The sequence below is a fragment of the Pseudomonas plecoglossicida NBRC 103162 = DSM 15088 genome, assembly GCF_000730665.1.
Lineage (GTDB): Bacteria > Pseudomonadota > Gammaproteobacteria > Pseudomonadales > Pseudomonadaceae > Aquipseudomonas > Aquipseudomonas plecoglossicida.
Map to the genome: position 1 here is coordinate 1 of NZ_BBIV01000055.1, position 24149 is coordinate 24149.

At 64.6% G+C, this 24149-nt stretch carries 23 protein-coding genes and 3 pseudogenes; 17 read left to right on the forward strand and 9 right to left on the reverse strand.

All coding sequences use genetic code 11. The annotated features are described in order from the left end of the window. Positions 1-81 precede the first annotated feature (81 nt). The 6 genes and pseudogenes from PPL01S_RS22290 to PPL01S_RS22315 all read left to right on the forward strand — a co-directional run. Positions 82-273, forward strand: coding sequence for a DUF1289 domain-containing protein (locus PPL01S_RS22290; protein WP_016394824.1), 192 nt, complete (start codon positions 82-84; stop codon positions 271-273). Positions 274-342: 69 nt separating this feature from the next. Next, a complete protein-coding gene (locus PPL01S_RS22295) occupies positions 343-1302 on the forward strand; it encodes a quinone oxidoreductase family protein (RefSeq protein ID WP_016394823.1) in 960 nt (319 codons plus the stop codon). A gap of 146 nt (positions 1303-1448) precedes the next feature. Next, positions 1449-2111, forward strand: a complete 663-nt coding sequence (locus PPL01S_RS22300) for a VIT1/CCC1 transporter family protein (protein WP_016394822.1) — start codon at positions 1449-1451, stop codon at positions 2109-2111. A 50-nt stretch (positions 2112-2161) separates the two neighbouring features. Further along, positions 2162-2800 carry a dihydrofolate reductase family protein gene (locus PPL01S_RS22305; protein WP_016394821.1) on the forward strand — a complete coding sequence of 213 codons (639 nt, stop codon included), beginning with the start codon at positions 2162-2164 and terminating at the stop codon, positions 2798-2800. Between the two features lie 77 nt (positions 2801-2877). Continuing rightward, positions 2878-3516, forward strand: coding sequence for a LysE family translocator (locus PPL01S_RS22310; RefSeq protein ID WP_016394820.1), 639 nt, complete (start codon positions 2878-2880; stop codon positions 3514-3516). Positions 3517-3519: 3 nt separating this feature from the next. After that, positions 3520-4194, forward strand: a pseudogene (locus tag PPL01S_RS22315) (LysR family transcriptional regulator); the annotation flags it as partial. Here PPL01S_RS22315 and PPL01S_RS24945 read toward each other — a convergent pair. After that, positions 4131-4942 (reverse strand): annotated as a pseudogene (locus tag PPL01S_RS24945) (amidohydrolase family protein); the annotation flags it as partial. The pseudogenes PPL01S_RS22315 and PPL01S_RS24945 overlap by 64 nt on opposite strands. A gap of 883 nt (positions 4943-5825) precedes the next feature. Next, positions 5826-6902: a bifunctional DNA-binding transcriptional regulator/O6-methylguanine-DNA methyltransferase Ada gene (gene ada / locus PPL01S_RS22325; RefSeq protein WP_016394817.1), complete on the reverse strand. Its 1077-nt coding sequence runs from the start codon at positions 6900-6902 to the stop codon at positions 5826-5828. 165 nt (positions 6903-7067) lie between these two features. On the opposite strand from ada, the gene PPL01S_RS24955 reads away from it, so the two are divergent. Together PPL01S_RS24955 and PPL01S_RS22330 are read left to right on the forward strand one after the other, a co-directional pair. Beyond that, positions 7068-7232 (forward strand): DUF2986 domain-containing protein, encoded by a 165-nt coding sequence (locus PPL01S_RS24955; protein ID WP_016394816.1) that lies wholly within the window; start codon positions 7068-7070, stop codon positions 7230-7232. A gap of 92 nt (positions 7233-7324) precedes the next feature. Then, the gene (locus PPL01S_RS22330) at positions 7325-7744 is read left to right on the forward strand and encodes a tetratricopeptide repeat protein (RefSeq protein WP_028626153.1); all 420 of its coding nucleotides are present in this window, start codon (positions 7325-7327) and stop codon (positions 7742-7744) included. A gap of 33 nt (positions 7745-7777) precedes the next feature. Here PPL01S_RS22330 and PPL01S_RS22335 read toward each other — a convergent pair whose 3' ends face one another. The 3 genes from PPL01S_RS22335 to PPL01S_RS22345 form a co-directional block, all read right to left on the reverse strand. After that, complete coding sequence (locus tag PPL01S_RS22335) at positions 7778-8548, reverse strand: cache domain-containing protein (RefSeq protein WP_050483680.1); 771 nt, start codon at positions 8546-8548, stop codon at positions 7778-7780. Between the two features lie 9 nt (positions 8549-8557). Continuing rightward, on the reverse strand, positions 8558-8941 hold the full coding sequence (locus PPL01S_RS22340) for a tautomerase family protein (protein WP_016394813.1): 384 nt from the start codon (positions 8939-8941) through the stop codon (positions 8558-8560). A 204-nt stretch (positions 8942-9145) separates the two neighbouring features. After that, on the reverse strand, positions 9146-9997 hold the full coding sequence (locus PPL01S_RS22345) for a sensor domain-containing diguanylate cyclase (protein ID WP_028626154.1): 852 nt from the start codon (positions 9995-9997) through the stop codon (positions 9146-9148). 156 nt (positions 9998-10153) lie between these two features. On the opposite strand from PPL01S_RS22345, the gene PPL01S_RS22350 reads away from it, so the two are divergent. The 4 genes and pseudogenes from PPL01S_RS22350 (at position 10154) to PPL01S_RS22365 (ending at position 12946) form a co-directional block, all read left to right on the forward strand. Further along, positions 10154-10918, forward strand: a complete 765-nt coding sequence (locus PPL01S_RS22350; protein ID WP_016394811.1) for a hypothetical protein — start codon at positions 10154-10156, stop codon at positions 10916-10918. Between the two features lie 191 nt (positions 10919-11109). Beyond that, on the forward strand, positions 11110-11571 hold the full coding sequence (locus PPL01S_RS22355) for an HvfA family oxazolone/thioamide-modified RiPP metallophore (RefSeq protein ID WP_016394810.1): 462 nt from the start codon (positions 11110-11112) through the stop codon (positions 11569-11571). Between the two features lie 64 nt (positions 11572-11635). Then, a complete protein-coding gene (locus PPL01S_RS22360) occupies positions 11636-12475 on the forward strand; it encodes an HvfB family MNIO-type RiPP peptide maturase (protein WP_016394809.1) in 840 nt (279 codons plus the stop codon). After that, positions 12468-12946 (forward strand): annotated as a pseudogene (locus PPL01S_RS22365) (HvfC family peptide modification chaperone). Before PPL01S_RS22360 ends, PPL01S_RS22365 begins: the two are co-directional and overlap by 8 nt. Positions 12947-13077: 131 nt before the next feature. Here the strand turns inward: PPL01S_RS22365 and PPL01S_RS22370 are convergent. Beyond that, positions 13078-13557: a GNAT family N-acetyltransferase gene (locus PPL01S_RS22370; RefSeq protein ID WP_016394807.1), complete on the reverse strand. Its 480-nt coding sequence runs from the start codon at positions 13555-13557 to the stop codon at positions 13078-13080. Positions 13558-13679: 122 nt separating this feature from the next. Between PPL01S_RS22370 and PPL01S_RS22375 the strand changes: the two genes are divergently transcribed. From PPL01S_RS22375 to PPL01S_RS22385, 3 genes are all read left to right on the forward strand, one after another. Further along, on the forward strand, positions 13680-14306 hold the full coding sequence (locus tag PPL01S_RS22375) for a LysE family translocator (RefSeq protein WP_028626155.1): 627 nt from the start codon (positions 13680-13682) through the stop codon (positions 14304-14306). Between the two features lie 24 nt (positions 14307-14330). Continuing rightward, positions 14331-15206, forward strand: a complete 876-nt coding sequence (locus PPL01S_RS22380) for an alpha/beta fold hydrolase (protein ID WP_016394805.1) — start codon at positions 14331-14333, stop codon at positions 15204-15206. A gap of 96 nt (positions 15207-15302) precedes the next feature. After that, the gene (locus PPL01S_RS22385) at positions 15303-16166 is read left to right on the forward strand and encodes a pirin family protein (protein WP_016394804.1); all 864 of its coding nucleotides are present in this window, start codon (positions 15303-15305) and stop codon (positions 16164-16166) included. A gap of 5 nt (positions 16167-16171) precedes the next feature. On the opposite strand, the gene PPL01S_RS22390 is transcribed toward PPL01S_RS22385, so the two are convergent. Then, positions 16172-16399, reverse strand: coding sequence for a DUF6555 family protein (locus tag PPL01S_RS22390; protein WP_016394803.1), 228 nt, complete (start codon positions 16397-16399; stop codon positions 16172-16174). A 334-nt stretch (positions 16400-16733) separates the two neighbouring features. On the opposite strand from PPL01S_RS22390, the gene PPL01S_RS22395 reads away from it, so the two are divergent. Next, a complete protein-coding gene (locus PPL01S_RS22395; protein WP_028626156.1) occupies positions 16734-16991 on the forward strand; it encodes a DUF1652 domain-containing protein in 258 nt (85 codons plus the stop codon). A 17-nt stretch (positions 16992-17008) separates the two neighbouring features. On the opposite strand, the gene PPL01S_RS22400 is transcribed toward PPL01S_RS22395, so the two are convergent. Together PPL01S_RS22400 and PPL01S_RS22405 are read right to left on the reverse strand one after the other, a co-directional pair. Next, the gene (locus PPL01S_RS22400) at positions 17009-17623 is read right to left on the reverse strand and encodes a Yip1 family protein (protein ID WP_016394801.1); all 615 of its coding nucleotides are present in this window, start codon (positions 17621-17623) and stop codon (positions 17009-17011) included. Positions 17624-17708: 85 nt separating this feature from the next. Further along, positions 17709-17996 (reverse strand): hypothetical protein, encoded by a 288-nt coding sequence (locus PPL01S_RS22405; RefSeq protein ID WP_016394800.1) that lies wholly within the window; start codon positions 17994-17996, stop codon positions 17709-17711. Positions 17997-18288: 292 nt separating this feature from the next. Here PPL01S_RS22405 and mnxG point away from each other — a divergent pair, with 292 nt between their 5' ends. After that, on the forward strand, positions 18289-24141 hold the full coding sequence (gene mnxG, locus PPL01S_RS22410) for a manganese-oxidizing multicopper oxidase MnxG (protein WP_028626157.1): 5853 nt from the start codon (positions 18289-18291) through the stop codon (positions 24139-24141). Positions 24142-24149: the final 8 nt, after the last annotated feature.

Below are 24149 nucleotides of genomic sequence, written 5' to 3' on the forward strand. Positions count from 1 at the left end.
GAGAGCCGAGTCAACTTCCAAAAGTTGATCAAGACAGCTGCTCCCACACGGTTATAATCCGCGCCCCCAGCGGAGCAGCCCATGGCCAAAGACATCGACAACCCTTGCGTTTCACTGTGCCAGCTCAACAGCGAGCTGTGCGTCAGCTGTGGTCGCACGCGGGAGGAGATCCGCAAGTGGCGAGGCATGAAACGCCCGGAGAAGATGGCCACCGTGCAGCGGGCGGCGACGCGGATGAAAGCCATTGCCAAGAAGAATGCCAAGCATCGCTGACAGCATCGGTCGTCGCACCGACATGCCTGATGCGGGCCCGACCCTCGATCATCCATTAGGAGTCCATCCATGAAAGCTGCCATCGTCCACGCCTTCGACCAACCGCCACGCTATGGCGAGATCGACGCGCCGCAGGCTGCAGCGGGCGAGGTGCTGGTGCGAGTGCGTGCCGCTGCGCTCAGCCAGCTGGTGCGCGCACAGGCCAGCGGCAAACACTACAGCAGTGGCAAGACCTTGCCGTTGGTGCCCGGTGCCGATGGTGTCGGCCTGCTCGAGGATGGCACCCGGGTGTACTTCGCCTTTCCCCGTGCCCCCATTGGTGCCATGGCCGAGGTCGTTGCCGTGGATGCACGCTGCTGCGTGGCCATACCGGATGATATTGATGACATCACCGCCGCTGCGATCGCCAACCCAGGCATGTCGTCCTGGTCGGCGCTGCAGGAGCGCGCTGGGTTCAAGCCGGGCGAGCGTGTATTGATCAATGGCGCCGCCGGTGCCTCCGGTCGCCTGGCGATTCAAGTGGCCAGGCACCTGGGTGCTTCGCGCGTGGTGGCGACCGCGCGCAGTCGTGCAGCAGAAGCAGAGCTGCGCGAGCTCGGGGCGGACGACTTCATCTGCCTGGATCAGCCCGCCGAGCAATTGACCGCTGCATTGCGAGATGAAATTCGCGGGCCGGGGGTGGACATCGTCCTGGACTACCTCTGGGGGCAACCTGCCGCCTGCATCCTTGACGCATTGGGCGGTCATGCCAGCCGCGAGGCCGCGCCACGTCTGCGCTTCGTCAACATTGGAGCAATTGCCGGAGCGACCCTGCCGATGAACCCCAGCGTATTGCGCAGTACTGGCCTGGAGATGTTCGGCAGCGGCCTGGGCAGTGTCTCCAATGAAGGCCTGGCAAGGGTCGTCGGGCAATTGTTGAACGCGATCAAGCCGGCCCGGATGAAGGTCGATGCACAGGCCGTTCCCTTGAGCGATGTCGAGTCGGCCTGGCAGCGCAGCAGTGCCGAGCGCATTGTGTTTGTCCTGTAGTTGAAACGGCGAGGCCTGCCCGGCACGCCTGTGCCGGGTGGCAAGGTCGATGCTGGCACGCGATACAACGTCTAAGCTGTTACAGCACCTCGCCAGCAGGGGGGCAACGGTTCGGTCTTTCGTGTGACGCATGCAGCGAGGGTGGCATGACCAAGCCCAGAGAAGACAGACGCAATCGCATTCTCGACCCCGTCGACCGGGTGACCGAGGTCATCTTCGGCCTGCTCATGGCCATGACGTTCGTGGGCACGTTGAGCGTCGCGACGGCAGGCCGTGAAGAAGTGCGCACCATGCTCTACGCCGCCTTGGGCTGCAACCTGGCCTGGGGGCTCGCCGACGCGGTCATGTACCTGCTGCGCACCTGGACCGACCGCACGCGCAACCGCAACTTCGTCAGCTACTTGAAGGACGAAGCCGGAGAAGAGGAGGGGCGCGCCCTGATCGCCAAGGCGCTACCCTCGCGCATCGCTCAGATCGCCAACGCCGATGTGCTGGAAATGCTGCGCCAGCGCCTGGTCGATTATGCTGACCAACCCCAGCCGCCTCGCCTCGGCGCGATGGACCTGTTGGGCAGCCTGGGCGTGTTCTCCCTGGTCGTGCTGGCCACCTTTCCCGTGGTGATTCCTTTTCTGCTGACCACCGACAGCGCACTGGCCGTACGCAGCTCCAACGTGGTGACACTGGTGATGCTGTTCGTTGCCGGCTGGATACTGGCGCGCTATTCGGGTGGCAAGCCCACGCTCACTGGCTTGGCGTTCGCAATATTGGGCACTGCATTGATGGTCGGCATCATCGCGTTGGGCGGTTGAGGGAAGGTCTATCCTTATCGGCCCATGGTCGTGAAGCAGCAGAGGTAACCATGAGCAAGGTCTTCGTGAATGTCGGGCTCAGCCTCGACGGCTACATGGCACCGGAAGGCATGAGCATCGAACATTGGGACAACCCCGAGTACAAGAACTGGGGCGCCAAGTGGGGCGCGCTGATGAGCTGGATACTCAAGCAGCAGTATTTTCGCGAGCGCCTCCAGTTCGGTTCGGGGGGCGAGACGGGTGTGGTCAACGACATGCTGCGCAACACCCTGGAGCGCTCCGGCGCCAACATCATGGGCAAGCGCATGTTCGACGCCGGCGAGCGAAGCTGGCCGGAGGAAGCGCCTTTTCATGCCCCGGTGTTGGTGCTCACCCACGAGAAACGCGAGCCGTGGGTGCGGCCGGGCGGGACGACGTTCCACTTCTTCAACGACGGGCCAGCCAAGGCCCTGGAGAAAGCCCGGGAGCTTGCTGGCGACCGGGACATTCGCATCTCGGGCGGTGCGGATGTGATCCAGCAGTACCTGAACCTGGGCGCCATCGACGAACTGGAGATCGCCCAGGCCCCGATACTCTTCGGCGGTGGCAGGCGGCTGTTCGAGAAACTCCAGGACCCGGTACCGCAGTTTCGCATCGACAAGGTGCTCGATACACCAGACGCCACGCACCTGCGCTACGTGCGCGCCTGAATCTGTCAGTCGTTGATCGCTGCGCGTTCTGGCATCATGCGTCAGTCTTTTTTCGCATGCTGAACGAGCCTGGAACCATGGACCTGAACACTTTGCTGGCTTTTACCCTGGTCGCGGCGATTGCCATCGCCAGCCCCGGGCCTGCGACCTTGATGGCGATCAACAACAGCCTTGCCCATGGTCAACGCAGCACGATCTGGTCCTCGCTGGGCAATGCCAGCGGGCTGTTCTGCCTCTCGGCGGCCGCGATGCTGGGCCTGGGAGCATTGCTGGCGAGCTCCGAATGGCTGTTCAACCTGGTGAAGATCGCCGGCGCCGGCTATCTGTTCTACCTGGGTGTGAAACAGCTGCGCAACAAGCGGCCGCTGCTGGCCGAGAGCAGTCTGCAGGGGGAGATTCGCCGGCCTACCCGTCGCAAGCTGTACCGGTCGGCGTTCTTCACCGCGCTTTCCAACCCCAAGGCCACCCTGTTCTTCACTGCGCTGTTCCCGCAGTTCATCGATCAAGGCGCCGCCTTGTTCCCTCAGTTCCTGATCCTGACTGCGATCTTCATGGCGCTCTCGGTGTCCTCGCTGAGCCTGTATGCCGCACTGGCCTCGCGTGCCAAGGGCGCCTTGCTGCGGCCGGCATGGTCGCGCTGGGTCAACCGTGGAGTCGGGGTGACGTTCATCGGTTTTGCCGCCGGGATTCTCGCCATGCGCAGGCAGACGGCCTGAGCCATGACAGACAGTACCAAAACCAATCGGGCGATCTACGACCTGGACATGCTGCGGACCGTGGTGATGGTCGCCGACTGCGGCAGTTTCACCACTGCCGCTGCACGGCTGCATTCGACCCAGTCGACGGTCAGCCAGAAGGTACGCCGGCTCGAGGAAATGGTCGGGCACCCGTTGCTTGATCGCAGCAACCGCGAAGTGCATCCGACGGATGCCGGCGAGACCCTGCTGGGCTATGCGCGGCACCTGCTGGCAGTGAGCAACCAGTTGAGCGAAGCCTTGTCGGGCGGAGTGACCGTCACCGTGCGCATCGGGCTGCCGGACGACTTCGTGGCGGGCAAGACCATGCAGGCGCTGGCGGCGTTCAACCGGCGCAACCCCAAGGTCAAGCTGGAGATCACCGGTGGCCTGAGCCGTGACCTGATGAGTGCCTACGACCGTGGCGAGCTGGACCTGGTGCTGGTCAAGCAGCGCCGTCACAGCCGCGAAGCCAGCGCCTGCCAGCCCGAACGCATCGAATGGATCGACAGTGCCCGGTATCCCTGCTTCGCCCAGGACCCGATCCCGCTGGTGACCTTCCCGCCACGCGGCTTGTACCGGGATGACATGATCACCGCCATCGAAGCCATGGGCCGCAGTTGGCGCATCGGCTTCACCAGTTCCAGCCTGGCCGGCGTGTCGGCAACGTCGCCCAGGCCATAGGCATGGCTGACTGCGACCAGGCCCTGCATGCCCAGCGCCTGGGTGCGTGCAGCGATGCGCTCGAGCTGGGCGATGCAAACAGCGCCGGGCTCGTGCAGGTGGATATCGACCTTGACGCCATGCCGGTCGGCGATACCGAAGACGATGTCGAGTTGCGCCTCGGCGTCGCCGTCCAGGGTCGTCGGGTCGATGCCACCGACGACCTGGACGCCTTCGCGAACGGCCGCTTCCATCACTTCGGCAGTACCGGGGCAGGTCACCACACCGGCCTGGGGGAAGGCCACCAATTCGATCTCGACCAGATCCTTGTACGTCTCCCGGGCTTCGAGGATGGCGCGCAGGTTGTCCAGGCCCGTGGTGGCGTCCACGTCGACATGGCAGCGCATGGCCAGGGTGCCGTACGACGCTGCCTGGCGGATCAGCGCCTCGGCGCGCTCGACGATCGGCGGGGCGCTGGCCAGCTCGCGCTTCTCCACGGCCAGGCGTTCTCGCAGGGTGGCCACCGGCTGGTGCGGGCGCCAACGGTCACCGACGAAGCGCTTGTCCAGGTGGATATGGCCGTCGACGAACCCGGCAGGGCCAGCAGGCCTTCGAGGTCGACGGTTTCGCGGGCCGCCGTCGGGGCACGTTGCGGTCCGATGTGGGTGATGCGCCCATGCTTCACGGCGATGTGCAGCGGCAGGCCATCTTCGTCGATGGCATTGATGAACTCACGGTCGTTCATGACAGGCCTTGGCCCCTTTGCTGATGGGTAGCGACACACGGTAGGGAAGATCCCGGGGGGTCACAAATTAATTATCAGGATCGACAGCAGTGCGTTTCTGGATACAGCCAGGCACTGTTCGCCTGCATTAAAAACTCCACTGAAGTCGATTCCGATAATTAACTTTCAAAGCCTTCGCACTGGGCCCAGGATTGAGCGCGAGAACGGTAAGGCCGTTTTCAACCGGGCCTGGAAGTCCTCTGCAACGGCACTTTCAGGCGTGGTCATCGCCAACAATAAAAACCCTCCCGCTTCATAGCACTCAAATAATAGGCTTTGTTGCCAACCGTCGCCCGGTCGAGCACCGCTCTCAAGTCGCTAGGCATGAAAGTATCCCCCCAGTGTCTTTGCTGGATGAACGCCTAAAGTTCGATGTGCACTCCGGTGCGTTGCGATTTCGGTCGAGCATAACGAAAAGGGTTAAACTCGAGAACTATCAATTCTGACAGTGAGTAGTTCCGCTGCACCTTGCGATACGCAATGCTGACATACAAAAGTTTGCTCTCTATAACAGTCACTCATCGCCTGAAAGGCTCGACTTTTGGCGCCTTTACGCAGCGCGGAAGGCCCTGACACTCTTCCACAGCCGATACGCGACAGGCATGCAGATAGCGCAAGGCCGGTCTCCTGATTCAATGGCGGAAGGTTCGTCGAGAAAGAACACCCGATGCTTCACATAGAAGCCGCACGCGTTGGCTTGGGGGCGTGCGGCAATCGAGCTTGATATAGCGCTTGCCACCTCGGTGGCCGCCAAGGGTGGACGGTCTAGTGCTGACAATGCGTTCTGTGTCGCTGCCGAACAGAATCCAGGTTCGCCGTTTGGGTATACGTCAGCTTCGCTCGATCAGTTGCCCGACTCGCGCTCCAGCAACTCGCGCTTGCGCTCCACCCCCCACCGATACCCCGAAATATCGCCATCGCGTCGCACCACCCGGTGGCAGGGGATCGCCACCGCGATGTGGTTGGCCGCGCAGGCCTGGGCCACGGCGCGCACGGCTTTCGGCGCGCCGATGCGCTCGGCGATGTCGCTGTAGCTCGCCGTCGAGCCTGGCGGGATCTCGCGCAGTGCCTGCCAGACCCGTTCCTGGAACGCGGTGCCGCGAATGTCCAGGGGCAGGTTCAGGCCCAGGGAGGGTGCCTCGATGAAGCCCACCACCTGTGCCACCAGGGTTTCGAATTGCGGGTCGCCGCCGATCAAGCGGGCCTTGGGGAATTGGTCCTGCAGATCGCCCAGCAAGGCCTCGGGGCGCTCGCCCATGAGAATGGCGCAGATGCCACGCTGGCTCTGGGCGACCAGGATCGCCCCGAGCGAACATTCGCCGATGGCGAAACGAATCACGGTACCCACGCCGCCGTCGCGATAGGCCTTCACGTCCATGCCCAGCAGTTGCTCGGAGGTGGCATAGAAGCGGCTGTTGGAGTTGAAACCGGCACCGTAGATGGCGTCCGTCACCGAGCTTTCGCCCAGGCCCAGTTCCTCGCGCAGCCTGCGGGCACGGGTGGCCGAGGCGTAGGCCTTGGGCGTCAGACCGGTTTCGGCTTTGAACAGGCGGTGAAAATGGAACGCACTCAGGCCCAGTTGCGCCGCCAGTTCGTCGAGGGTGGGCGAGGTAGGTGCGCTGTCCATCAAGCGACAGGCCTTGGCCACCAGCGCGGCGCGCTGTTCGCAGGCTTGGCGTTGGTTTCGCGAGGCACGTTGGCTGGGGCGGAAACCCGCTGCCTCGGCCTGCTGGGCATCGGCGAAGAACATTACGTTTTCACGCTTGGGGCGACGGGCAGATGAACTGGGTTGGCAATACACGCCAGTGGTGCGCACGGCGTAGACGAAGTGCCCGTCCGCGGCCGGGTTGCGGGCCTGCACGGCGGCCCAGCGTTGTTCATCGGTGCCGAACGGGGCGCTCGACGGCTTGGGCTGGTTCATGGCGCGTTCTCGCTAAGGTCGAAGTGGAGCCAGTGTAGAAAGCCCTGGCAGCGCAAGCACTCCGGTTCTTGCGCTTGAATTCACGCGGCGGTAGCCCTCGCGCGCTCCAACTGCCGACGCTAACAGTGTAGGCTGCAAGCGTATCTCCTTTTGACCGAGCTCCCCATGAATCGCCGCAAGAAAATCAATCAACTGCTCAAGGCCCATGCCAAGAAGGCCAACGCCAAGCTGGCGCCGCGCAGCACCAAGCCGAAGTACATCAGCAAGGCCGACCGCTTGAAAATGGCCGAGCAGGCCGCCCTCGAAGCCGATCCCGTCGTCGAAAGCTGACACCCAAGGGCCGGGAACTTCGCAACGCATTTCCGGTCGATAGCCTCTTCCTTCAACCCGGGTATTTCCTGGATCGGGCGAGTGCTTTTTTGATGACAAGCAAGCGTAGGCTGTCGGCTCTTATCCTGTTGTTCAGCGTTGTTTCAAGCCCGTTGAGCTTCGCCCGTGAGCGGACGGTGCAGGCACACAGCAACAATGCCACGACGCAGCTGATCGAAACGGCGTCCCGGCAGTACGCCGAAGGCAAGCTCGACCAGGCCGGCGCAACGCTTGAGCGGGCGCTGCAGATCCAGCCGAACAACCCGGCTACCTTGCATTATCTGGGTGTGCTGCGCCTGCAACAGGGGCAGTACCAGCAGGCGCAGGTGCTGGCCACACGCTCCAACCTGCGCGTGGGGCGCAACACCGCTTTGCGCAACCGCAACTTGCAGTTGATACAGGCGGCGCAGAATGCCCAGGGTTCGGGCCAATTGCCCACGGCCGTGCCGGCGTTCATGGCAGGGCTGCAGTAGATCAGCCCGAGCTCCCCACCGCACTCACCGCCACTACCCGGTTGCGGCCGGTCTGTTTGGCCACGTACAGGCGTTCGTCCGCGCGACCGTCTGCCCTTGCAACGCCGCGTTCATCGTCGGGCTGTTGGTGATGACCTGGCCGATGCGCGCGTGGTCGGGGTGATACAGCAAGCGCTGGTTGCTGTGGGCGACAAAGGCATAGGTGCCGTCATTTTGCGCGTGGTTGCTGATCAAGGCGTGCATGACACCGTGTTGCTGCAGATGGACCGACCCGCCGACCATGCCGAGAAACTGCCCCGCAGGAGCGAAGATGGGCCTTGAGATGAACACGATCAGTTGCCCGGCTGCGCTGGTGTAGGCATGGCTCACCAGCGGGCGACGCTGGGTCAGGGCCTGCCTGACCTCGCTTGAGGTCAGTGTGCTTCCGAGCAGCCCTGGCAATTCGGGGTAAAGGGCCAAAACCTTGCCTTGGGGATCGAGGATCATCACCACATCGAGCTCGGAGTCCTGGGCCTGCAGACGCAGGACCTCGTCATTGAGCACTGCCGTCTCGTCCATGTGGCTGGCCATGCGCAGGCTGCTGAACTTGAGGCGGTCCTGCACCGAGTTGAGGAACTCGCTGATGCTCGAAGCGACCTTCGAGGCATAGGCCCGATTGGATGCGAGGGTCGAGCCGATCAGTGCGTCGCGTTGCACGCTATAGGCGACTGCCAGGCAAATGCCGAGCGTGGCGAGTACGGCCAGGAGTACGAATGTCAGGGTCAGGCCGCGCAGGCCCATGCGTTGGCGATTTTGCATGTCCATAGGCGGCGGTCAGAGGGCGTATTGGGCGATGCCATTGCCGAACGACCAGTTCTCCTTGCGCACCTCGACCAGGTTGATGAACACATCCTCCGGACGCACCCCGGCCTCACGCTCGAGCCCATGGGCGATAGCCAGGTACAGGGCCTTTTTCTGTTCCACGGTGCGCCCTTCGCTGAGGGTGATCTGGATGAACACCTGGCCATCGGTGCGCTGGATGCCCAGGTACTGCGGGTCGTTCACCAGGCGGTCGGCGTCGTGCTCGGTCAAGACCTGGAAGTTGTCGTGCTCCGGCACGTTGATGGTCTGGCGCAGGGCGGCGTAGACCACCTTGCCGAGGGTTTGCAGATGCTCGGGATTGGGCTGGCGCTTGATGTCGATGCGTACCAGGGGCATGTCGGGCTCCTTGAAGGGGACGATACGAGGACCGGGGTTGGCATAGCGACACTAACGATAGTTGGGCGCAGCAGCACTATCCAAAAGCTTGCGCAATCCCTTGTGGGAGCCGGCTTGCCGGCGATGAGGCCAGGGCAGGCACAGTCGAACGCCTGCGCGGGTCCAATCGCCGGCAAGCCGGCTCCCACAGGGTAGACAGGGGCCTCAGCCGTTCGCCGAGCGCCGCTTCTTCTGCCGGTACATCGCGCCGTCGGCATGACTGAGCAGGGTATCGGCGTCGACACCATCGGCCGGATAGCAGGCAATGCCGATGCTGCAGGATGGCATCTGCAAGCCACCACAGTCTTCGTCCAGCGGCTGCGCCATGGCAGCCAGGATCTGCGCCGTCTTCTCGGCGATGGCGCCGGGCGAGGGCAGGTCGGTGAGCAGCAGGGTGAATTCGTCACCGCCCATCCGGGCCACGGTGTCGTGCGCGCCCGTGCAGCTTTCCAGCCGGCGCGCCACGCTGCACAGCACGCGGTCGCCCATGGCATGGCCATGCTCGTCGTTGATGGCCTTGAAGTCATTGATATCGAGAAACAGCAGCGCCAAGGGGCGTTGGCGTTGCAACGCCAACGCCAGCCGCTGGTTGAACCGCGAGCGGTTGCTCAGGCGTGTCAGTGAATCGTGATGGGCGAGAAAGCGCAGTTCTTCATCGGCCAGCGCCTGAGCCGTGACGTCGCGTGCCACACCAATGCGCGCGCCGATCTCCTCGGACCAGCAGGCCGACCACAGAATGTGCACGATGCTGCCGTCCTTGCGCAGGTAACGGTTGCGAAAGTCGAGGTGGGCCTGGCCGTTCAGCACCCGCAGGATCGAGGCCCGCGTCGCTTCCAGGTCTTCAGGGTGCATGTACTGGGTAATCGGGGTGCCGGTCAGCTCATCGGCCCTGTAGCCCAGCAAGGCTTCGCAGGCGTTGCTGACGAACACGATGGTGTTGTCCCGGTCGACCACGAACACGGTGTCCAGCATCAGTTGGATCAGCTTCGGGTAGAGGGCTTGCAGGTCAACGGCCATAAGGGGGAGTCCGCTCGGCAGGGCTCGGTGGACGGCAGCATACACAGGGGGCGGGTCGCGCCACCAGCGGCTGGCCGCAATTTTCTGTCGGGGCCTTCGCCGGCGTTGTGCTGCGGTATCATGCCTCTCCTTGTTCCAGAGCCTGCCGTGCCCTTCATGACTGCCTTCTACCTCAAGTTTCTGATCACCCCCACGCTCATGCTGGCCATCTCGCTGGCGGCCAGGCGCTGGGGCACGAAAATCGGCGGGCTGCTGTCCGGGCTGCCGGTCACCTCGGCGCTGGTCATCCTCTTCCTCAGCCTCGAACAGGGGGCAGGGTTCGCCTTGCAGGCGGTGCCGGGGGCGCTGGCGGGGTTGGCTGCGGTACAGGCGACCTACTTGTTCTACTTCCTCGCGACCCGGCGCATTCCGGCGCTTGCCGGCTGCCTGGCTGCTCTGCCGGTGTATGCGGCCAGCGCCTGGCTGATGAGCCGCCTGGGTTGGATGGCCGCCTCGGTCGCGGTGACGCTGGTGCTGCTCAGCCTGATCATCGTGGTCACCACCTCGAAGGCTGACACTGGCCCGGCCAAGGTGGTGCCGTTGCCACGCTGGGTCATCCCCATGCGTATGCTCACGGCCACTTTGCTGCTGGTGGCGATCACCGCCAGTGCCGAGTGGCTGGGGCCCGTGGCCAGTGGCCTGTTGGCGCCGATCCCGGTGATTGCCTGGCCGCTCGCCGTGTTCGCCCATGTCCAGGGCGGGCATCCGGAGCTGGGCGCGATCGTGCGTGGCAATGCCATTGGCGCGGTGGGCGTGCTGGGCTTCTACCTGGCCGTGAACGGCACCATCGAGCACTGGGGCACCTTGCCTTCCATCGGCGCCGCGGTGGTGTTGGCCGTGGCGGCGACGTTCCTGTTGGCGCGCCTGCTGGACAGACGCTGAGGCCAATCGGTGTATCGCTGTGTATCTCGCCCCCTTGCAGCCGTAGTTCGCTTACAAATCGTGCGGCGTCCTGATACGTCCGGGATACATGCCCAAGGCCAAATGAGCCAGCCCGAACGCACAGCCAAACGGCTGCGTTCCCTGGCTCTTTCGCCCTTGTGGCATGACCCGACACATTCAGGAGCAGCACCATGTCCCGTACCCCAGGTATCAACAAGACCGGCCTTGGCCTGCTGAGCATCGCCTTGCTCGGCGGCATCAACTTCACCGCTTCGGCGTTCGCCGTCGAACCCCTGTCACAGGCCTACCAGCTCGCCGCCGCGGACAAGGCCGGGGAGGGCAAGTGCGGCGAAGGCAAATGCGGTGCCAGCGGCCCGCCCAAGGTGTCCAAGGCCGAAGGCAAGTGTGGCGAAGGCAAGTGCGGCGATGCTTCGTTCGCCCGGACCGACGCCGATGGCGATGGCCGCGTTTCCCGTGCCGAGCTGCTGGCGGTAGCCCCTGGCGCCAACGCCGAATTCGAGGCGATCGACGCCGACCACGACGGTTTCCTGTCCGAAGGCGAGGTGTACCAGTTCCGCAAAGCTCAGTTCGACGCCAACGGCAAGCCATTCCCGGCCGACCTGTACGGCAAGCTGAGCCAGGCCAGCAACTGACCGCTGCCCGCATCGTTCCCGGCTGACTGGCCGGGGAGGGCCCTTCGCGCAAAGGAGCCCGACCATGCACACACCTTCCTCCCTGCAGGGCGCCGGCCTTGGCTTGCGTCGGGCGCTGCTGCCCGAACTGCTGACCCTGGACCCCGACGCCGTGGACTTTCTCGAATGTGCGCCGGACAACTGGATCGGTGTAGGCGGCAGCTATGGCCAGGGCCTGGCGCAACTGGCCGAGCGCTTTCCCGTGGCCTGCCACGGGCTGTCGCTCTCGCTGGGCGGCCCCGCGCCGCTGGACACCACCTTCCTGCGCCAGATCCGCGCGTTTCTCGACCGCTACCGGGTGCCGCTGTTCAGCGAGCACCTGAGCTACTGCGCCGCCGAGGGCCACCTCTACGACTTGATCCCCATGCCCTTCACCGACGAAGCCGTGCGCCATACCGCCCGGCGCATCGGCGAAGTGCAGGACGCCCTGGGCCGGCGCATCGCCGTGGAAAACATCGCCTACTACGCCGCGCCCTACCAGGCGATGAGCGAAATCGACTTTCTCCGGGCCGTGCTCGACGAAGCCGACTGCGACCTGCTGCTGGACATCAACAACCTGGTGGTCAATGCCTGCAACCACCGCTATGACGCCCTTGATTTCCTGGCCCGGATACCGGCCGAGCGGGTGGCCTGCCTGCACGTGGCCGGGCATTACGACGAAGCGCCAGACCTGAAGATCGACACCCACGGCGCCAGTGTCCAGGCAGAAGTCTGGCGCCTGCTGGACAGCGCCTACCAGTCTCTCGGCCCGCGGCCGACGTTGCTGGAGCGTGATTTCAACCTGCCGCCGCTGCCCGAATTGCTGACCGAGGTGCAACACATCCGCGGCTTGCAAACACCGCAAAGGGGGCTGCGCCATGGCTGATACCCTGCAAGCCCAGCAGTTGCGCATGAGCCGTCACATCCGCGACCCGCAAGCCAACCCGCCACCACCGGGCATCGAGGCGCGGCGCCTGGCGGTGTACCGGCAGCTGTTCTTCGGCAACCTGCAGTCGCTGCTGGCGGGCAGTTTCCCGGTGCTGCATGCCTGCCTCGCGCCTGGCGAATGGATGCCTGGCCGGTCGACCAGATCGGTCCTGGGCATATCCCCCAGCAAGCACCGCAGGCGCCGACACTGTTGCTCGCGTACCGAGGTGCGGACCTGCAGGTGCATTTTTCTCGCCTGGCGCCGCTGGCCCATGCGTTGCTGGAATCGCTGAAGCAGCGGCGGTGCATTGGGCGGGAGCATCTTGCGCTGCTTGCGCAAAGGGCGGGTATGCAACTGGCGTTGATCGAACCGCAGGGGTTGGCGCTGTTGGATGCATTCAGCAACCAAGGCGTGGTAATCGCTTCCTGACCAGCCCCAGCTCAATCCCTGTGGGAGCCAGCAAGCCGGCGATGAGGCCAGCACAGGCACAAGCTGTCTGGGGCCCTATCGCCGGCAAGCCGGCTCCCACAGGTTTGCTCTTGGTCTAGATCTGCGCTCGATCACCCCTGGGCGAACTGGCGCAGTTTCTCGCCATCCAGGCGATAGCGGATCCACTCATCCTGCGCCTCGGCCCCCAGCGACTCGTAGAACCCGATGGCTGGCGCGTTCCAGTCCAGCACGCTCCACTCCAGGCGCCCGCAGGCGTTTGCCACCGCCTCGCGGGCGATGTGCCGCAGTAGCTGGCGCCCCGCGCCACCGCCGCGCTGTTCGGGGGTAATGTACAGGTCTTCCAGATAGATGCCGTTGCGCCCCAGCCAGGTCGAGTAGCTGTAGAAGTACACGGCAAAGCCGATCGCCTGGCCATCGCGCTCGCAGATCAGGCTGTGCACGGTGCTGCCTTCATCGAACAGGCTGCGCTCGATATCGGCGATGCTGGCGACCACTTCATGGCGGGCGCGTTCGTAGTCGGCCAGTTCGGTGATGAACGCCAGGATCTGCGCGGCGTCGCTGCGCACGGCGGGGCGAATGTTCAGGCTCATGCTTTTCCTCCATGTACATCGGTGACGATACAGTCAGGTGTATCTGTATAATTTAACTCAACTGTATCGGTCGCCAGGCGGGGCGACTCCGTTAGTGTGACAGTTCCTGCAACGATACCGGAATGCCCGCCATGCTTGCCTCTGCCGATCTGCTTGCAGCCTTCGTGCTGTTTGCCTTCGTGTCTTCGATCACCCCGGGACCCAACAACACCATGCTGCTGGCGTCAGGGGTGAATTTTGGTGTGCGCCGCTCGATCCCGCATGCCCTGGGTATCAGCCTGGGCTTCATGGTCATGGTGCTGGCGGTCGGCCTGGGGCTGGGCGAGGTGTTCAAGGCCTGGCCGCTGCTCTACACCGTGCTGCGCTACGTCGGCGCCGCCTACCTGTTGTACCTGGCCTGGAAGATCGCCACCTCCGGGCCGCTGAGCGCCGACTCGCCGAATGCACGCAAGCCGCTGGGCTTCTGGGGGGCGGCGGCGTTCCAGTGGGTCAACCCGAAGGCCTGGGTCATGGCGGTGGGGGCGATCACCACCTACACCCCGGCCCAGGGTTACGTGATGAACGTGATCGTCATCGCCGCACTGTTCGCCCTGGTCAACCTGCCCAGCGTTGGCGTCTGGGTCATGTTCGGCAGCGCGCTGCGCCGGCTGTTGCAGAACCCGCGCTGGCTGATGCTGTTCAATGTCCTGATGGCCCTGCTGCTGGTGATTTCGCTTTATCCGCTGCTGTTTGTAGAATCGGCGACTTGATAAACCGCTGAGTACAGTAAGCCGATGCAGTTGATTCCCTGGTCCCATGATTGCTCCGAAGGTTTCACCCTGCGTGGCTGGCGCTCGCCGGCCAGCGGCAAGCCGCTGCTGCATTTCCTGCATGGCAACGGCTTCTGCTGCCTGGCCTACCAGCCGCTGCTGATGGCACTGGCCGAGCATTTCGACCTGTGGCTGTGCGATGTCCAGGGCCATGGCGACAGTGACCACGGCGGTGACTTTCGTGGCTGGAACCGCACCGCTGCGTTGGCCATCGAGGCCTTCGAAAGCGGGCGCGGCGAGTACGGGGACGTGCCGCGCTACGCGGTGGGGCACAGCTTCGGCGGTGTGCTCACCGGGCTGATCCTGACCGCCGCACCGGGCCTGTTCGCGCGCGCCGTGCTGCTCGACCCGGTGCTGTTCAGCCGGCGCATGATCGGCGCCATGGGGATCGCCGCACGGCTAGGCTTGCACCGTCGCCATGCCCTGGCGCGCAAGGCTGCCAGCCGCCGCAGCCATTGGCCGGACCGCGAGGCGGCGCTGGCTTCGCTGCAGGGGCGGGGTATCTTCAAGGGCTGGAGTGATGCTGCCCTGCATGCCTATATAGAACACGCGTTGGGCGATTGCGGCGAAGGCGTGGTGCTCAAGTGCCGGCCCAGCCGCGAAGTGGACATCTTCAGTTCGTTCCCCACGGGCATGTGGTCGCAGCTGGCGAGCATCCAGGTCCCGACCCTGGTGCTGCATGGCCAGCAGACCTACCCCTTCGTGCCGCGCTCGGTGCAGCGACTGGCGCGCATCAACCCACGGGTGACGGCCCGCGAGGTAGCGGGTGGGCACTGTTTCATGCAGGAAGCCCCGGCCATGGCAGCACAACAGGTGGTCGATTTCCTGCAAGAACAGTAACTGTTCCATTGATAGGACGATGAGTGCCATTTAAGCCGGCTACTGCCAGATTGTGCGCATTGGTAAGGTTAACCCAGCCAAGAGAGGAGGTTTCTCATGAAAAAGATCCTGGGTATTCACCGTAGCCCCCATGCCCATTGGGTAGGCGATGGCTTCCCGGTGCGCAGCTTGTTCACTTACGACGACCTGGCCAGCCAGATCAGCCCGTTCCTGCTGCTGGACTACGCCGGCCCCCATGACTTCACCCCCACCGATGCCCGTCGCGGCGTCGGTCAGCACCCGCACCGCGGCTTCGAGACCGTGACCATCGTCTACCAGGGCGAGCTGGAGCACCGTGACTCCACCGGTGCCGGCGGCCTGATCGGCCCAGGCGATGTGCAGTGGATGACTGCCGCCAACGGCATCCTCCATGAAGAATTCCACGCCCCGGCCTTCGCCCGTAGCGGCGGCACCCTGGAAATGGTGCAGCTGTGGGTCAACCTGCCAGCGCGGGACAAGCGCGCGGCGGCGGGCTACCAGACGTTGCTGGCGAAGGACATTCCGCTGATATCGCTGCAAGGCGATGCGGGCAGCCTGCGGGTCATCGCCGGCACCTACGGTGGTCAGCCAGGCCCTGCGCGCATCTTCACTGCTATGGATGTGTGGGACATGCGCCTGCGTGCCGGTGCCAACCTGCAACTGCCTGTCGCCGCCGGCCGCAACGCGGCGCTGGTGGTGTTGCGCGGCAAGTTGCGGGTCAATGGCGAGCGTGACGTCGGCCCCGCGAGTCTGGTGTTGCTGGAGCGGGCAGGCGAGGGGGTAGCCTTGGAGGTGCTGGAAGACGCCAGCGTGCTGCTGCTCAGTGGCGAGCCCATCGACGAACCGATCGTGGGTTATGGCCCGTTCGTGATGAACAGCCAGGCGGAAATTGCCGAGTCGTTCGACGATTTCCACGCCGGCAGGTTCGGCCAGATGGCGTGATTCGCTCAGCCCGACTGGCGCCATTGCACATCGCTGATGCCGAAACGCTCAGCCAGCGGTCTGCTGACCTTACGCACTTTCTCGTGGCTGTAGCGACCGATGCGGCCCAGGCCAGCGTCACAGCTGGCCCAGTGCCAGGCCTCGGCGTTGTCCATGCGGTCGGCACGGATGATGAAAGACTTGGGCTTGCCATGCAGCTGATAGTCGATCACGAAAAGTTTGGCGTCGATCATCGGTTACAAGGTCCTGTGCGCAGCAAAAGGAGGCGCTGGGAGAAAACTTCCCGGCTTGAACAATGGGAGCCTTCACAGGAAGGAAAAGTTTTCTCCGCTGTATGCCAGGCTGGATGAATGGCGATCAGCCTACCGCCTGTCGCGAAGTGCCAGCATCGGACCGAACGGTCGTGGTCTGCCCGTGTTCATCCACTAAGGTGCTATTTGATCTCCCGCACTACCATTGCCCTGGCGCATGGACGGCCGCTTGGGCATGCGCATTATCAATTGGCACCCTGCCTGCCAAGGGCGTAACCACATACAACAGGCCATCCAGTACAGAGAGGGTCGTACCATGTCGTTGATAGGAGTTTCGATGCTCGAAATGCGCCAATTGATCGAGCAAGCCTGCCTGCCTGATCGCTGTGAAGTGAGCTGCACGGATGGCGTCAGCCTGACCATCCGGCTGGGTCAGGGACAGAACCTGGAGGAGGGCGTCGTCCTCACGGGTGTGTCGTTGCAGAACCTCAACAGTTGCCGCGATGTCGTGAACCTGGTCGGGCAACTGCATGCATTGCGCACTCACCCGGCCCCGCTCAAGGCCATTGCCTGATCGCCGCCATGCCCCGGTCAGCCGAGGCTGGCCGGGCGCACGTATTCGGGCATGAGCCCGTTGGTCCAGAACAGGATCATCGACACCAGGATGGTCACCAGCAGCAACAGCCCCACCCCCCACACGCAGGTTGCGAAGAGCATCGCCTGTTCCTTGCGCAGGCGCAGGAAGGTCTGCAGCCCTCCATACAGCAGCACAGTGGCATAGGCCGACGCTGCCATCAGGACGATCAAGGCCAGCCAGCGAATCGGCACCAGGCCGATCACCCCGGCGAAGAACCATGGCGTGGCGCAATAGGCGGCGAAGCCGATGCACTGGTTGAGGCTGGGTTGCGCATCGAAGCCGCGTGACATCCAGCGGATCATCACCCCCATCAGCATCACCCCGACCACGGTCGTGGCATAGAGAAGCCCCGCCAGTTGCGCCGCGCTGGCCATGCTCAGGCGCACGCGCTCCTCACCGGCCAGGCTCCAGCCAAAGGTGGTGGTACCGACGAACAGGCACAGCGCCGGGATCAGCGCCAGGGCCAGCAGGCGCGGCAGGTATTGTTGCGGGTGGTCCTCCTCGGCGCGACGGATCTCGATCCAGGCGTCGGAAGGGTGGGTGAAGAGCTTGAGCAACGGACTGTTCATGGCGTTCTCCTCAAGGCAACGGCCTCTAGTTATGGAGGCACGCCGCTTGCGCCAGGTTCAGCCCGTTTCGCCGCCGTTGATCGGCTTACTGCAGCTCGACCAGCAGGTTGAGGCCGCCATCGCCACATTTACCCTGGTCGCGCACCACGCCGTGATAGCTGCGGCCATCCCAGACGAAGGCTACGCTGTGGGCGCGTTCGACCTTGTCCGGCAGCGGCGGGCAGATATGCAGGCGCAGGGCGGGGCGGCCCTGCAGGTTCAGGGCGGCGAGCTGGCATTGGCATTCCACGCTCAGGGCCACGGGCCCGAACAGCGTGTCGCGCACATAGTCGAGCTGCAGGTTGGCGTTGGGTGCGCGGCAGGGCATTTTCATGGCTGCGAGGCGCTTGGGGTCAGGCGTTGGTCGGGCATCGACAGGCTCCTGGCAAGAGAGACGGTATCTCCTTTTTGAGGGCGTGGAACGGCAGATGTTCAAGTGGAACGACAAGGAATTTTCTGAATCCCAAACGTGAATGCCTATCATCCCCCCGATTCGGGGAATGGCGCTGGGGAATCCTCCCCAATTCGATTTGCTTCATGGCGCAACCTGCTGAAAAACAACGCTATTTCCATCTGGCATACACCTTGCTGACCTCCAGGCAGTCCCTGTGTCCCGGAGGTGCAGTATGCCGACCCCGAAAAAAGGCCCCGTCCTGACATCACTTGTCCTGGCCCTGCTGGGCTGGGAAACGACCAGCGAGGCGGCTGTGCAGTGCCAGCGCACCCTGGTCGCCAACGTGGTGGCGCTGGACCAGCCACTGATGTTCAACCGCCTGGGCGCGCAGAACGCCAACGGCATGATGTTCGCCCTGCGTGAAGACGTGGTCGACGAGCACCAGGTACCCCTCAGCAAAGGCGGCGCCGCAGTGCCCGGCAAGGTCACCCTGCGCCCCGACAAGCGCCCACGACCGATCGTGCTGCGCGTGGCCGCCGGGGAATGCCTGACGGTCAACCTGACCAACCTGCTCGACTACAAGGCCAACCCCAACAAGCACGGCATCGAAGCCGAAGAGCCCGAAGGCGAAGAAGGGACCGAAATCGAGGTCGAGGACCCGGCCGGCGAAGGCTTCGTCGCCGACGAGCAAGTGGCCGAGCGCCTGGTGGGCTTCCAGGTCAACGGCATGCAGGCGGTCAACAGCATCGCCGACATCTCGGCCAACACCGGGCGCAACGGCAACTTCCTGGTAAGCCCCGGCAGCACCCGCAGCTATACCCTCTACGCCGAACGGGAAGGGGCATTCGCTGCGACCAGCAAGGCCGCCACCTTCGGCGGCGAAGGCACCGCCGGCAACGTGTCCAACGGCCTGTTCGGCCAGGTGGTGGTTGTCCCCAAAGGTGGGCGTACCTACCGCAACACCCTGACCGAAGAAGAAATGCGCCTGGCCACCACCGGCCGCACCCCCACCGGTCAACCGGTCATCGACTACGAGGCGCGCTACCCTCAGGCCGAGCCCTGGATCAGCGAGGGCAAGGCTGGCAAGCCGATCATCGCCATGGTCGATGGCAACCAGATCCTCAACAGCGAAACCGATGCCATCGTCATGGGCCCCAACCCTGATGGCAGCTTCCCCAAGTCCACCTATCCGCTGGAAAGCATCGGCAAGCGCAACCCGGCGCTGCCCAACCGGCTGGAAGCGTTTCGTGACTTCGCCTCGCAGTTCGCCGACGAGGTCGCCGGTACCCAGGCGTTTCCGGGCTACTGGGCAGACCCGGTAATGGGGCATGTGCTGGAGCCGGCCCGCGACTCGTTCATGATCAACTACGGCTCAGGCGGCATGGGCGCCGAGGTGGTGGCCAACCGGCTCGGGGTCGGGCCGATGCACGATTGCCTGTCGTGCGCCTACGAAGAATTCTTCCTCAGCGCCCACACCGTGGGCGATGTCGGCACCCTGGTCGACGTCCCGGCCAACGTCGGCCTCGAGCATATCCGCCCGGGCGAAGTGCCGCCTGCCAGTGCCACCGGGGTCAAGGCCAGCATGGCCCTGTACCCGGCGGAACCGGCCAACGTGCACCACAGCTACATTGGCGACTTCACCAAGTTCCGCAACACCCACAATGGCCACGAGCAGCACATCTTCCACCTGCACGGCCACCAGTGGCTGTTCAACCCCAATGACGACAACTCCGACTACATCGATGCCCAGGGCATCGGTGCGGGTGTCGGCTACACCTACGAAATCGCCAACGGCGGCTCCGGCAACCGCAACCGCGTGGCCGGCGACGCCATCTACCATTGCCACTTCTACCCGCACTTCGCCCAAGGTATGTGGGCCATGTGGCGGGTGCACGACGTGTTCGAGGAAGGCACTCGCCTGGAGGTCAGCGGGCAGGGCAGCGACGGCTTCCACACCACGCCGTTCGCCCTGCGCAGCGGTAAGCCGGCGGTCGGCGCCCGCGCCCTGCCGGACGGCGAGATCGTGGCCGGTACGCCGATTCCGGCCATCGTGCCGTTGCCTGGGAAGGCCATGGCGCCGATGCCGGGCAAGGTCGTGGTGGTGCCGAAACTGTCGCAAACCCTGGTCGCAAGCAATGACGATGATGGCGCAGAAGAAGAGGAGGGTGACGACGACCATGCCCAGCAACCCGCCGCGCCCAAGGCCATTGGTTCCCTGGCCTTGGTCGACCGCAGCGAGACCAACCGCAACCCCGACGGCACCCTCAAGAACCCTGGCTACCCGTTCTGGATCGGTGGCATGGAAAGCAGCGTCGGCAACCGCCCGCCAACTCCGCCACTGGACATGCTCGACCCGGCCCTTGCAAAGCAACTGAAAGACAGCGGCAAGGCGCTGTGGGCCAACCTCGACGCCAACCAGGTCGACGGTTGGGACGGTGGCCTCGGCCGCCACGCCCTGGACGGTGTGTCCGCAGGCGGTGAAGCCGTCACCACCACCACCAAGCTGGACTTCTCCAAGGTGGTGCACAAGGCCAAACCGATCTACCTGCCGGAAGAAGGCACCGACGTCGAGCAGGCCGCCATGCAGTTCCATGCGATGCCCGAGCACCCCAGCTACGCGCTGGTGCCGGGTGGCCAACCGGTGGCCAAGGCGTTTCGCACCAACGGTGCCCTGCCGACCGCCGGCGCGCCGTTCTACGAACCTTGCATGGACGACCGCGGCAAGCGCCTGACCCAGACTTCGGGGGTGGGCGAGTTCTTCAGCGGCGAAAGCCTGACCGGCATCAACTTCCGCGGCGCCTCGACCTTCACCGCCGACCGCCCGCGCATCTACAAGGGCGCCAACATCCAGTTCGACGCGGTGTACAACAAGGTCGGCTACCACTTCCCGCAAGCGCGCATCATCGCCCTGTGGGAAGACGCCTGGCCGGTCATCACCAAGCAGCGCCCGCCAGAGCCGCTGGTGATGCGCATGAACACCTTCGACTGCACCATGTACCAGCACACCAACCTGATCCCGTCGTTCTATGAAATGGACGACTATCAGGTGCGTACTCCGACCGACGTGATCGGCCAGCACATCCACCTGCCCAAGTGGGACCTGACCGCCGCCGACGGCTCGGCCAACGGCTGGAACTACGAAGACGGCATCCTCTCGCCCGGCAGCGTGGTCGAGCGCGTGCACGCCATTCGTGCCTTCAACGACTGCAGTGAAGGAGACAGCCGCGACGGCACGGCAGCCTGCCCGAAAGCCAAGCAGCATCCGTACTTTGGCCGCTTTGGCCGGGCCGACTGGCTCGGTGCGCGCACCGCCATGCAACGCTGGTTCGCCGACCCGCTGGTCAACGTGTACAACGTCGACCGGGGCCTGGGCACCATCTTCACTCACGATCACCTCGGCCCATCGACCCATCAGCAGCTTGGGCTTTATGCGACCGTGCTGGCGGAACCTGCCGGCTCCACCTGGTACCACGCCGAAACCGGGGAGCAGCTGTACAACCCGGGCACCCGCCAGGATGGCGGCCCCACCTCATGGCAGGCGGTGATCCAGACCGGCGACCACGACGGCGACGGCAAGAACGACAGCTACCGCGAGTTCTTCCTGGAGTACAGCGACTTCCAGCATGCCTATGAAGCCGGTGTGTACGTGGGCGCAGGCCCCAATGGCGTGCCTGACGCACAGGCCTACCCGGCCACTGCCGACAGCTTCCGCTACGCCATCAACCCGCCGGTACGGGGCAAGGCATCGAACCTGCTGGAAGCCATCGTCGAGGAACGTGGCGGCATCAACCCGGGCTGCCCGAGCCGGCCGTGCCCGCAGGCCATCTCGGTGGATGACCCTGGCATGTTCGTCGTCAACTACCGCAACGAGCCCTTGGCCCTGCGCGTGTTCGACCCGAACAAGGTCGGCCCGGACGGCAAGCGCGGCATGCAGGCCGACGGCCTCGGCGGCGACCTGAGCTACGCCCTGCAGACCCGCACCGACCGCGCCATTCCGGCGATGAACCTGGCGCCGTCGGCGATCACCTCGGCGGTCGGCCCCACCGGAGGTACTACGCTGTTCCCACCGCACATCAACAAGGCCGGCAGCGAACCGGGCGACCCGTTCACCCCGATGCTGCGTACCTACTCCGGCGACAACGTGCGCCTGCGCATGCACGCCGGTGGCCATGAAGAGGAGCACAACGTCACCCTGCACGGCGTCAAGTGGCTGCAGAACGGCACCGGCTTCGGCAACAGCTCCAACTCGGGCTGGAAGTCGTCGCAGATGATCGGCATCTCCGAGCAACTGGGTTTCATGGCGCCGGTGTCGATGATCTCCAGTTCCGCGGCCACCAACGGCGACTACCTGTACTCGCTGGATGCGGCCCTGGAAGGCTACTGGAACGGCATCTGGGGCATCATGCGCAACTACACCGCGCAGCGCGCCGACCTCTACCCGTTGCCGAACAACCCGCAGCCGGTGGCCATGCGCAACACCGTGAACTTCGACGGCATCTGCCCGAAAACCACGGCCAACCCCAACGGCGTCGGTAGCCGCACTACGGTCAAGCGCAGCTACGAGATCGTCGCCGCGCTGGCCAACGACATCCTCGAGAACCGCAACGGGGTCAGCATCACCGACCCGGCCGGCAACGGCCAGCATGTCGGTGGCCCGCTCAAGGCCAACGGCGGCACCCTGGTGTTCAACAGCCGCAAGACCAGCATCCCGCAGGTCAGCGGCGTCGACCCCGAGGACGGCGAGACCTTCACCATCGGTGGCCACAGCGCGCCGCTGCACGACCCGACCGCGATCCTGTATGTGCGCAAGGCCGACCTCGACCCCACCACCGGCAAGCTCAAGCCCGGCGTACCTGTGGAACCGCTGATCCTGCGCGCCAACGCCGGCGACTGCATCAGCGTCACCCTGGAAAACCGCCTGCCGCTGATGATGCCAGACCTGCCGACCACAGCGGTGATGCACGACGTGGTCAAGCGCGACCGGTTCGACAGCGAAGGCTCCACTGCCTTTGCCAACAACCTCATGCGCCCATCCAGCCACGTTGGCCTGCATGCGCAACTGCTGGCCTATGACATCACCAAGTCCGATGGTGCCAACGTCGGCCTCAACCCGGTGCAGACCGTACCGCCGCGGGCCGGCAACAGTGGCGCCTACCCGAGCAAGGTGTACCAGTACTACGCCGGCCACCTGGAGCGTGAAGGCAAACCGACCCTGCAACTGGGCCGCACGGTAGACAACATCAACTCCACGGCCATCGAGTTCGGCGGCCTCAACCTGACCCCGTCGGACTTCATCAAGCAGCCGCAGAAAGGCCTGGTCGGCGCCATGAGCATCCTGCCGCAGACTGCCACCTGGACCGAGGACACGGCCACCCGCGCACAGGCCACGGTGAAGGTCACTGGCCAGCCGGACTACCGCGACTTCGTCACGGTCTGGCAGCGGGCGCTGAACATGCGCTGGGCCGATGGCCGTCCGGTGGAAGGCATCAACACCGAGGGCAACGGTGCGGCGGGCGACCCGCAGGACAACGGCAACATGGCCGTGAACTACAAGACCGAACCGCTGTGGCTGCGCTTCGGCATGGCCCCGGACTCGCCGTTCGGCCGTGCCGATGGCCTGGGCTTCGGTGACGTGCCCAATGCCCACATGGCCTACGCCAACGCCCTGGTCGGTGGCGACCCGCAAACCCCGGTGCTGTACGCCAAGCCGGGCCAACCGGTGCGCAACCACATCGTCATGCCCAGCGGCGGCAGCCGTGGCATGACCTACCAGCTCGATGGCCACCTGTGGCCGCTGCACAACTACCAAGCCGAGAAGAACGACCTCGACGGCTACCCGATGAACCTGCCGGGGATCGGCTCGGTGCGCTTCGGCAACAACCCGATGGCCATGTACATCGGCGCCCAGGAGAGCGTACTGCCGGCCGCGCACTTCAGCTTCATGCTGCCCAGTGCCGGTGGTGCCAATGCGGTGCCGGGGGACTACCTGTTCCGGGACTATGCTGCCTACGGCAACCTGTCGGGGCTGTGGGGGATCTTGCGGGTCACCAATGACGCGCCGCCGGCAACGGCGCCGGCACAGTAAGGGAGAGG

Excerpts from the sequence above, each read along its gene's own strand:
- PPL01S_RS22330 (WP_028626153.1), top strand. The coding sequence starts at position 7,325 with ATGACAAGCAAGCGTAGGCTGTCGGCTCTTATCCTGTTGTTCAGCGTT.
- PPL01S_RS22345 (WP_028626154.1), bottom strand. The coding sequence starts at position 9,997 with ATGGCCGTTGACCTGCAAGCCCTCTACCCGAAGCTGATCCAACTGATG.
- PPL01S_RS22390 (WP_016394803.1), bottom strand. The coding sequence starts at position 16,399 with ATGATCGACGCCAAACTTTTCGTGATCGACTATCAGCTGCATGGCAAG.
- PPL01S_RS22370 (WP_016394807.1), bottom strand. The coding sequence starts at position 13,557 with ATGAGCCTGAACATTCGCCCCGCCGTGCGCAGCGACGCCGCGCAGATC.
- ada (WP_016394817.1), bottom strand. The coding sequence starts at position 6,902 with ATGAACCAGCCCAAGCCGTCGAGCGCCCCGTTCGGCACCGATGAACAA.
- PPL01S_RS22300 (WP_016394822.1), top strand. The coding sequence starts at position 1,449 with ATGACCAAGCCCAGAGAAGACAGACGCAATCGCATTCTCGACCCCGTC.
- PPL01S_RS22380 (WP_016394805.1), top strand. The coding sequence starts at position 14,331 with ATGCAGTTGATTCCCTGGTCCCATGATTGCTCCGAAGGTTTCACCCTG.
- PPL01S_RS22385 (WP_016394804.1), top strand. The coding sequence starts at position 15,303 with ATGAAAAAGATCCTGGGTATTCACCGTAGCCCCCATGCCCATTGGGTA.
- PPL01S_RS22405 (WP_016394800.1), bottom strand. The coding sequence starts at position 17,996 with ATGAAAATGCCCTGCCGCGCACCCAACGCCAACCTGCAGCTCGACTAT.
- PPL01S_RS22335 (WP_050483680.1), bottom strand. The coding sequence starts at position 8,548 with ATGGACATGCAAAATCGCCAACGCATGGGCCTGCGCGGCCTGACCCTG.
- PPL01S_RS22305 (WP_016394821.1), top strand. The coding sequence starts at position 2,162 with ATGAGCAAGGTCTTCGTGAATGTCGGGCTCAGCCTCGACGGCTACATG.
- PPL01S_RS22360 (WP_016394809.1), top strand. The coding sequence starts at position 11,636 with ATGCACACACCTTCCTCCCTGCAGGGCGCCGGCCTTGGCTTGCGTCGG.
- PPL01S_RS24955 (WP_016394816.1), top strand. The coding sequence starts at position 7,068 with ATGAATCGCCGCAAGAAAATCAATCAACTGCTCAAGGCCCATGCCAAG.
- PPL01S_RS22400 (WP_016394801.1), bottom strand. The coding sequence starts at position 17,623 with ATGAACAGTCCGTTGCTCAAGCTCTTCACCCACCCTTCCGACGCCTGG.
- PPL01S_RS22350 (WP_016394811.1), top strand. The coding sequence starts at position 10,154 with ATGACTGCCTTCTACCTCAAGTTTCTGATCACCCCCACGCTCATGCTG.
- PPL01S_RS22310 (WP_016394820.1), top strand. The coding sequence starts at position 2,878 with ATGGACCTGAACACTTTGCTGGCTTTTACCCTGGTCGCGGCGATTGCC.
- PPL01S_RS22375 (WP_028626155.1), top strand. The coding sequence starts at position 13,680 with ATGCCCGCCATGCTTGCCTCTGCCGATCTGCTTGCAGCCTTCGTGCTG.
- PPL01S_RS22395 (WP_028626156.1), top strand. The coding sequence starts at position 16,734 with ATGTCGTTGATAGGAGTTTCGATGCTCGAAATGCGCCAATTGATCGAG.
- PPL01S_RS22355 (WP_016394810.1), top strand. The coding sequence starts at position 11,110 with ATGTCCCGTACCCCAGGTATCAACAAGACCGGCCTTGGCCTGCTGAGC.
- PPL01S_RS22295 (WP_016394823.1), top strand. The coding sequence starts at position 343 with ATGAAAGCTGCCATCGTCCACGCCTTCGACCAACCGCCACGCTATGGC.
- mnxG (WP_028626157.1), top strand. The coding sequence starts at position 18,289 with ATGCCGACCCCGAAAAAAGGCCCCGTCCTGACATCACTTGTCCTGGCC.
- PPL01S_RS22290 (WP_016394824.1), top strand. The coding sequence starts at position 82 with ATGGCCAAAGACATCGACAACCCTTGCGTTTCACTGTGCCAGCTCAAC.
- PPL01S_RS22340 (WP_016394813.1), bottom strand. The coding sequence starts at position 8,941 with ATGCCCCTGGTACGCATCGACATCAAGCGCCAGCCCAATCCCGAGCAT.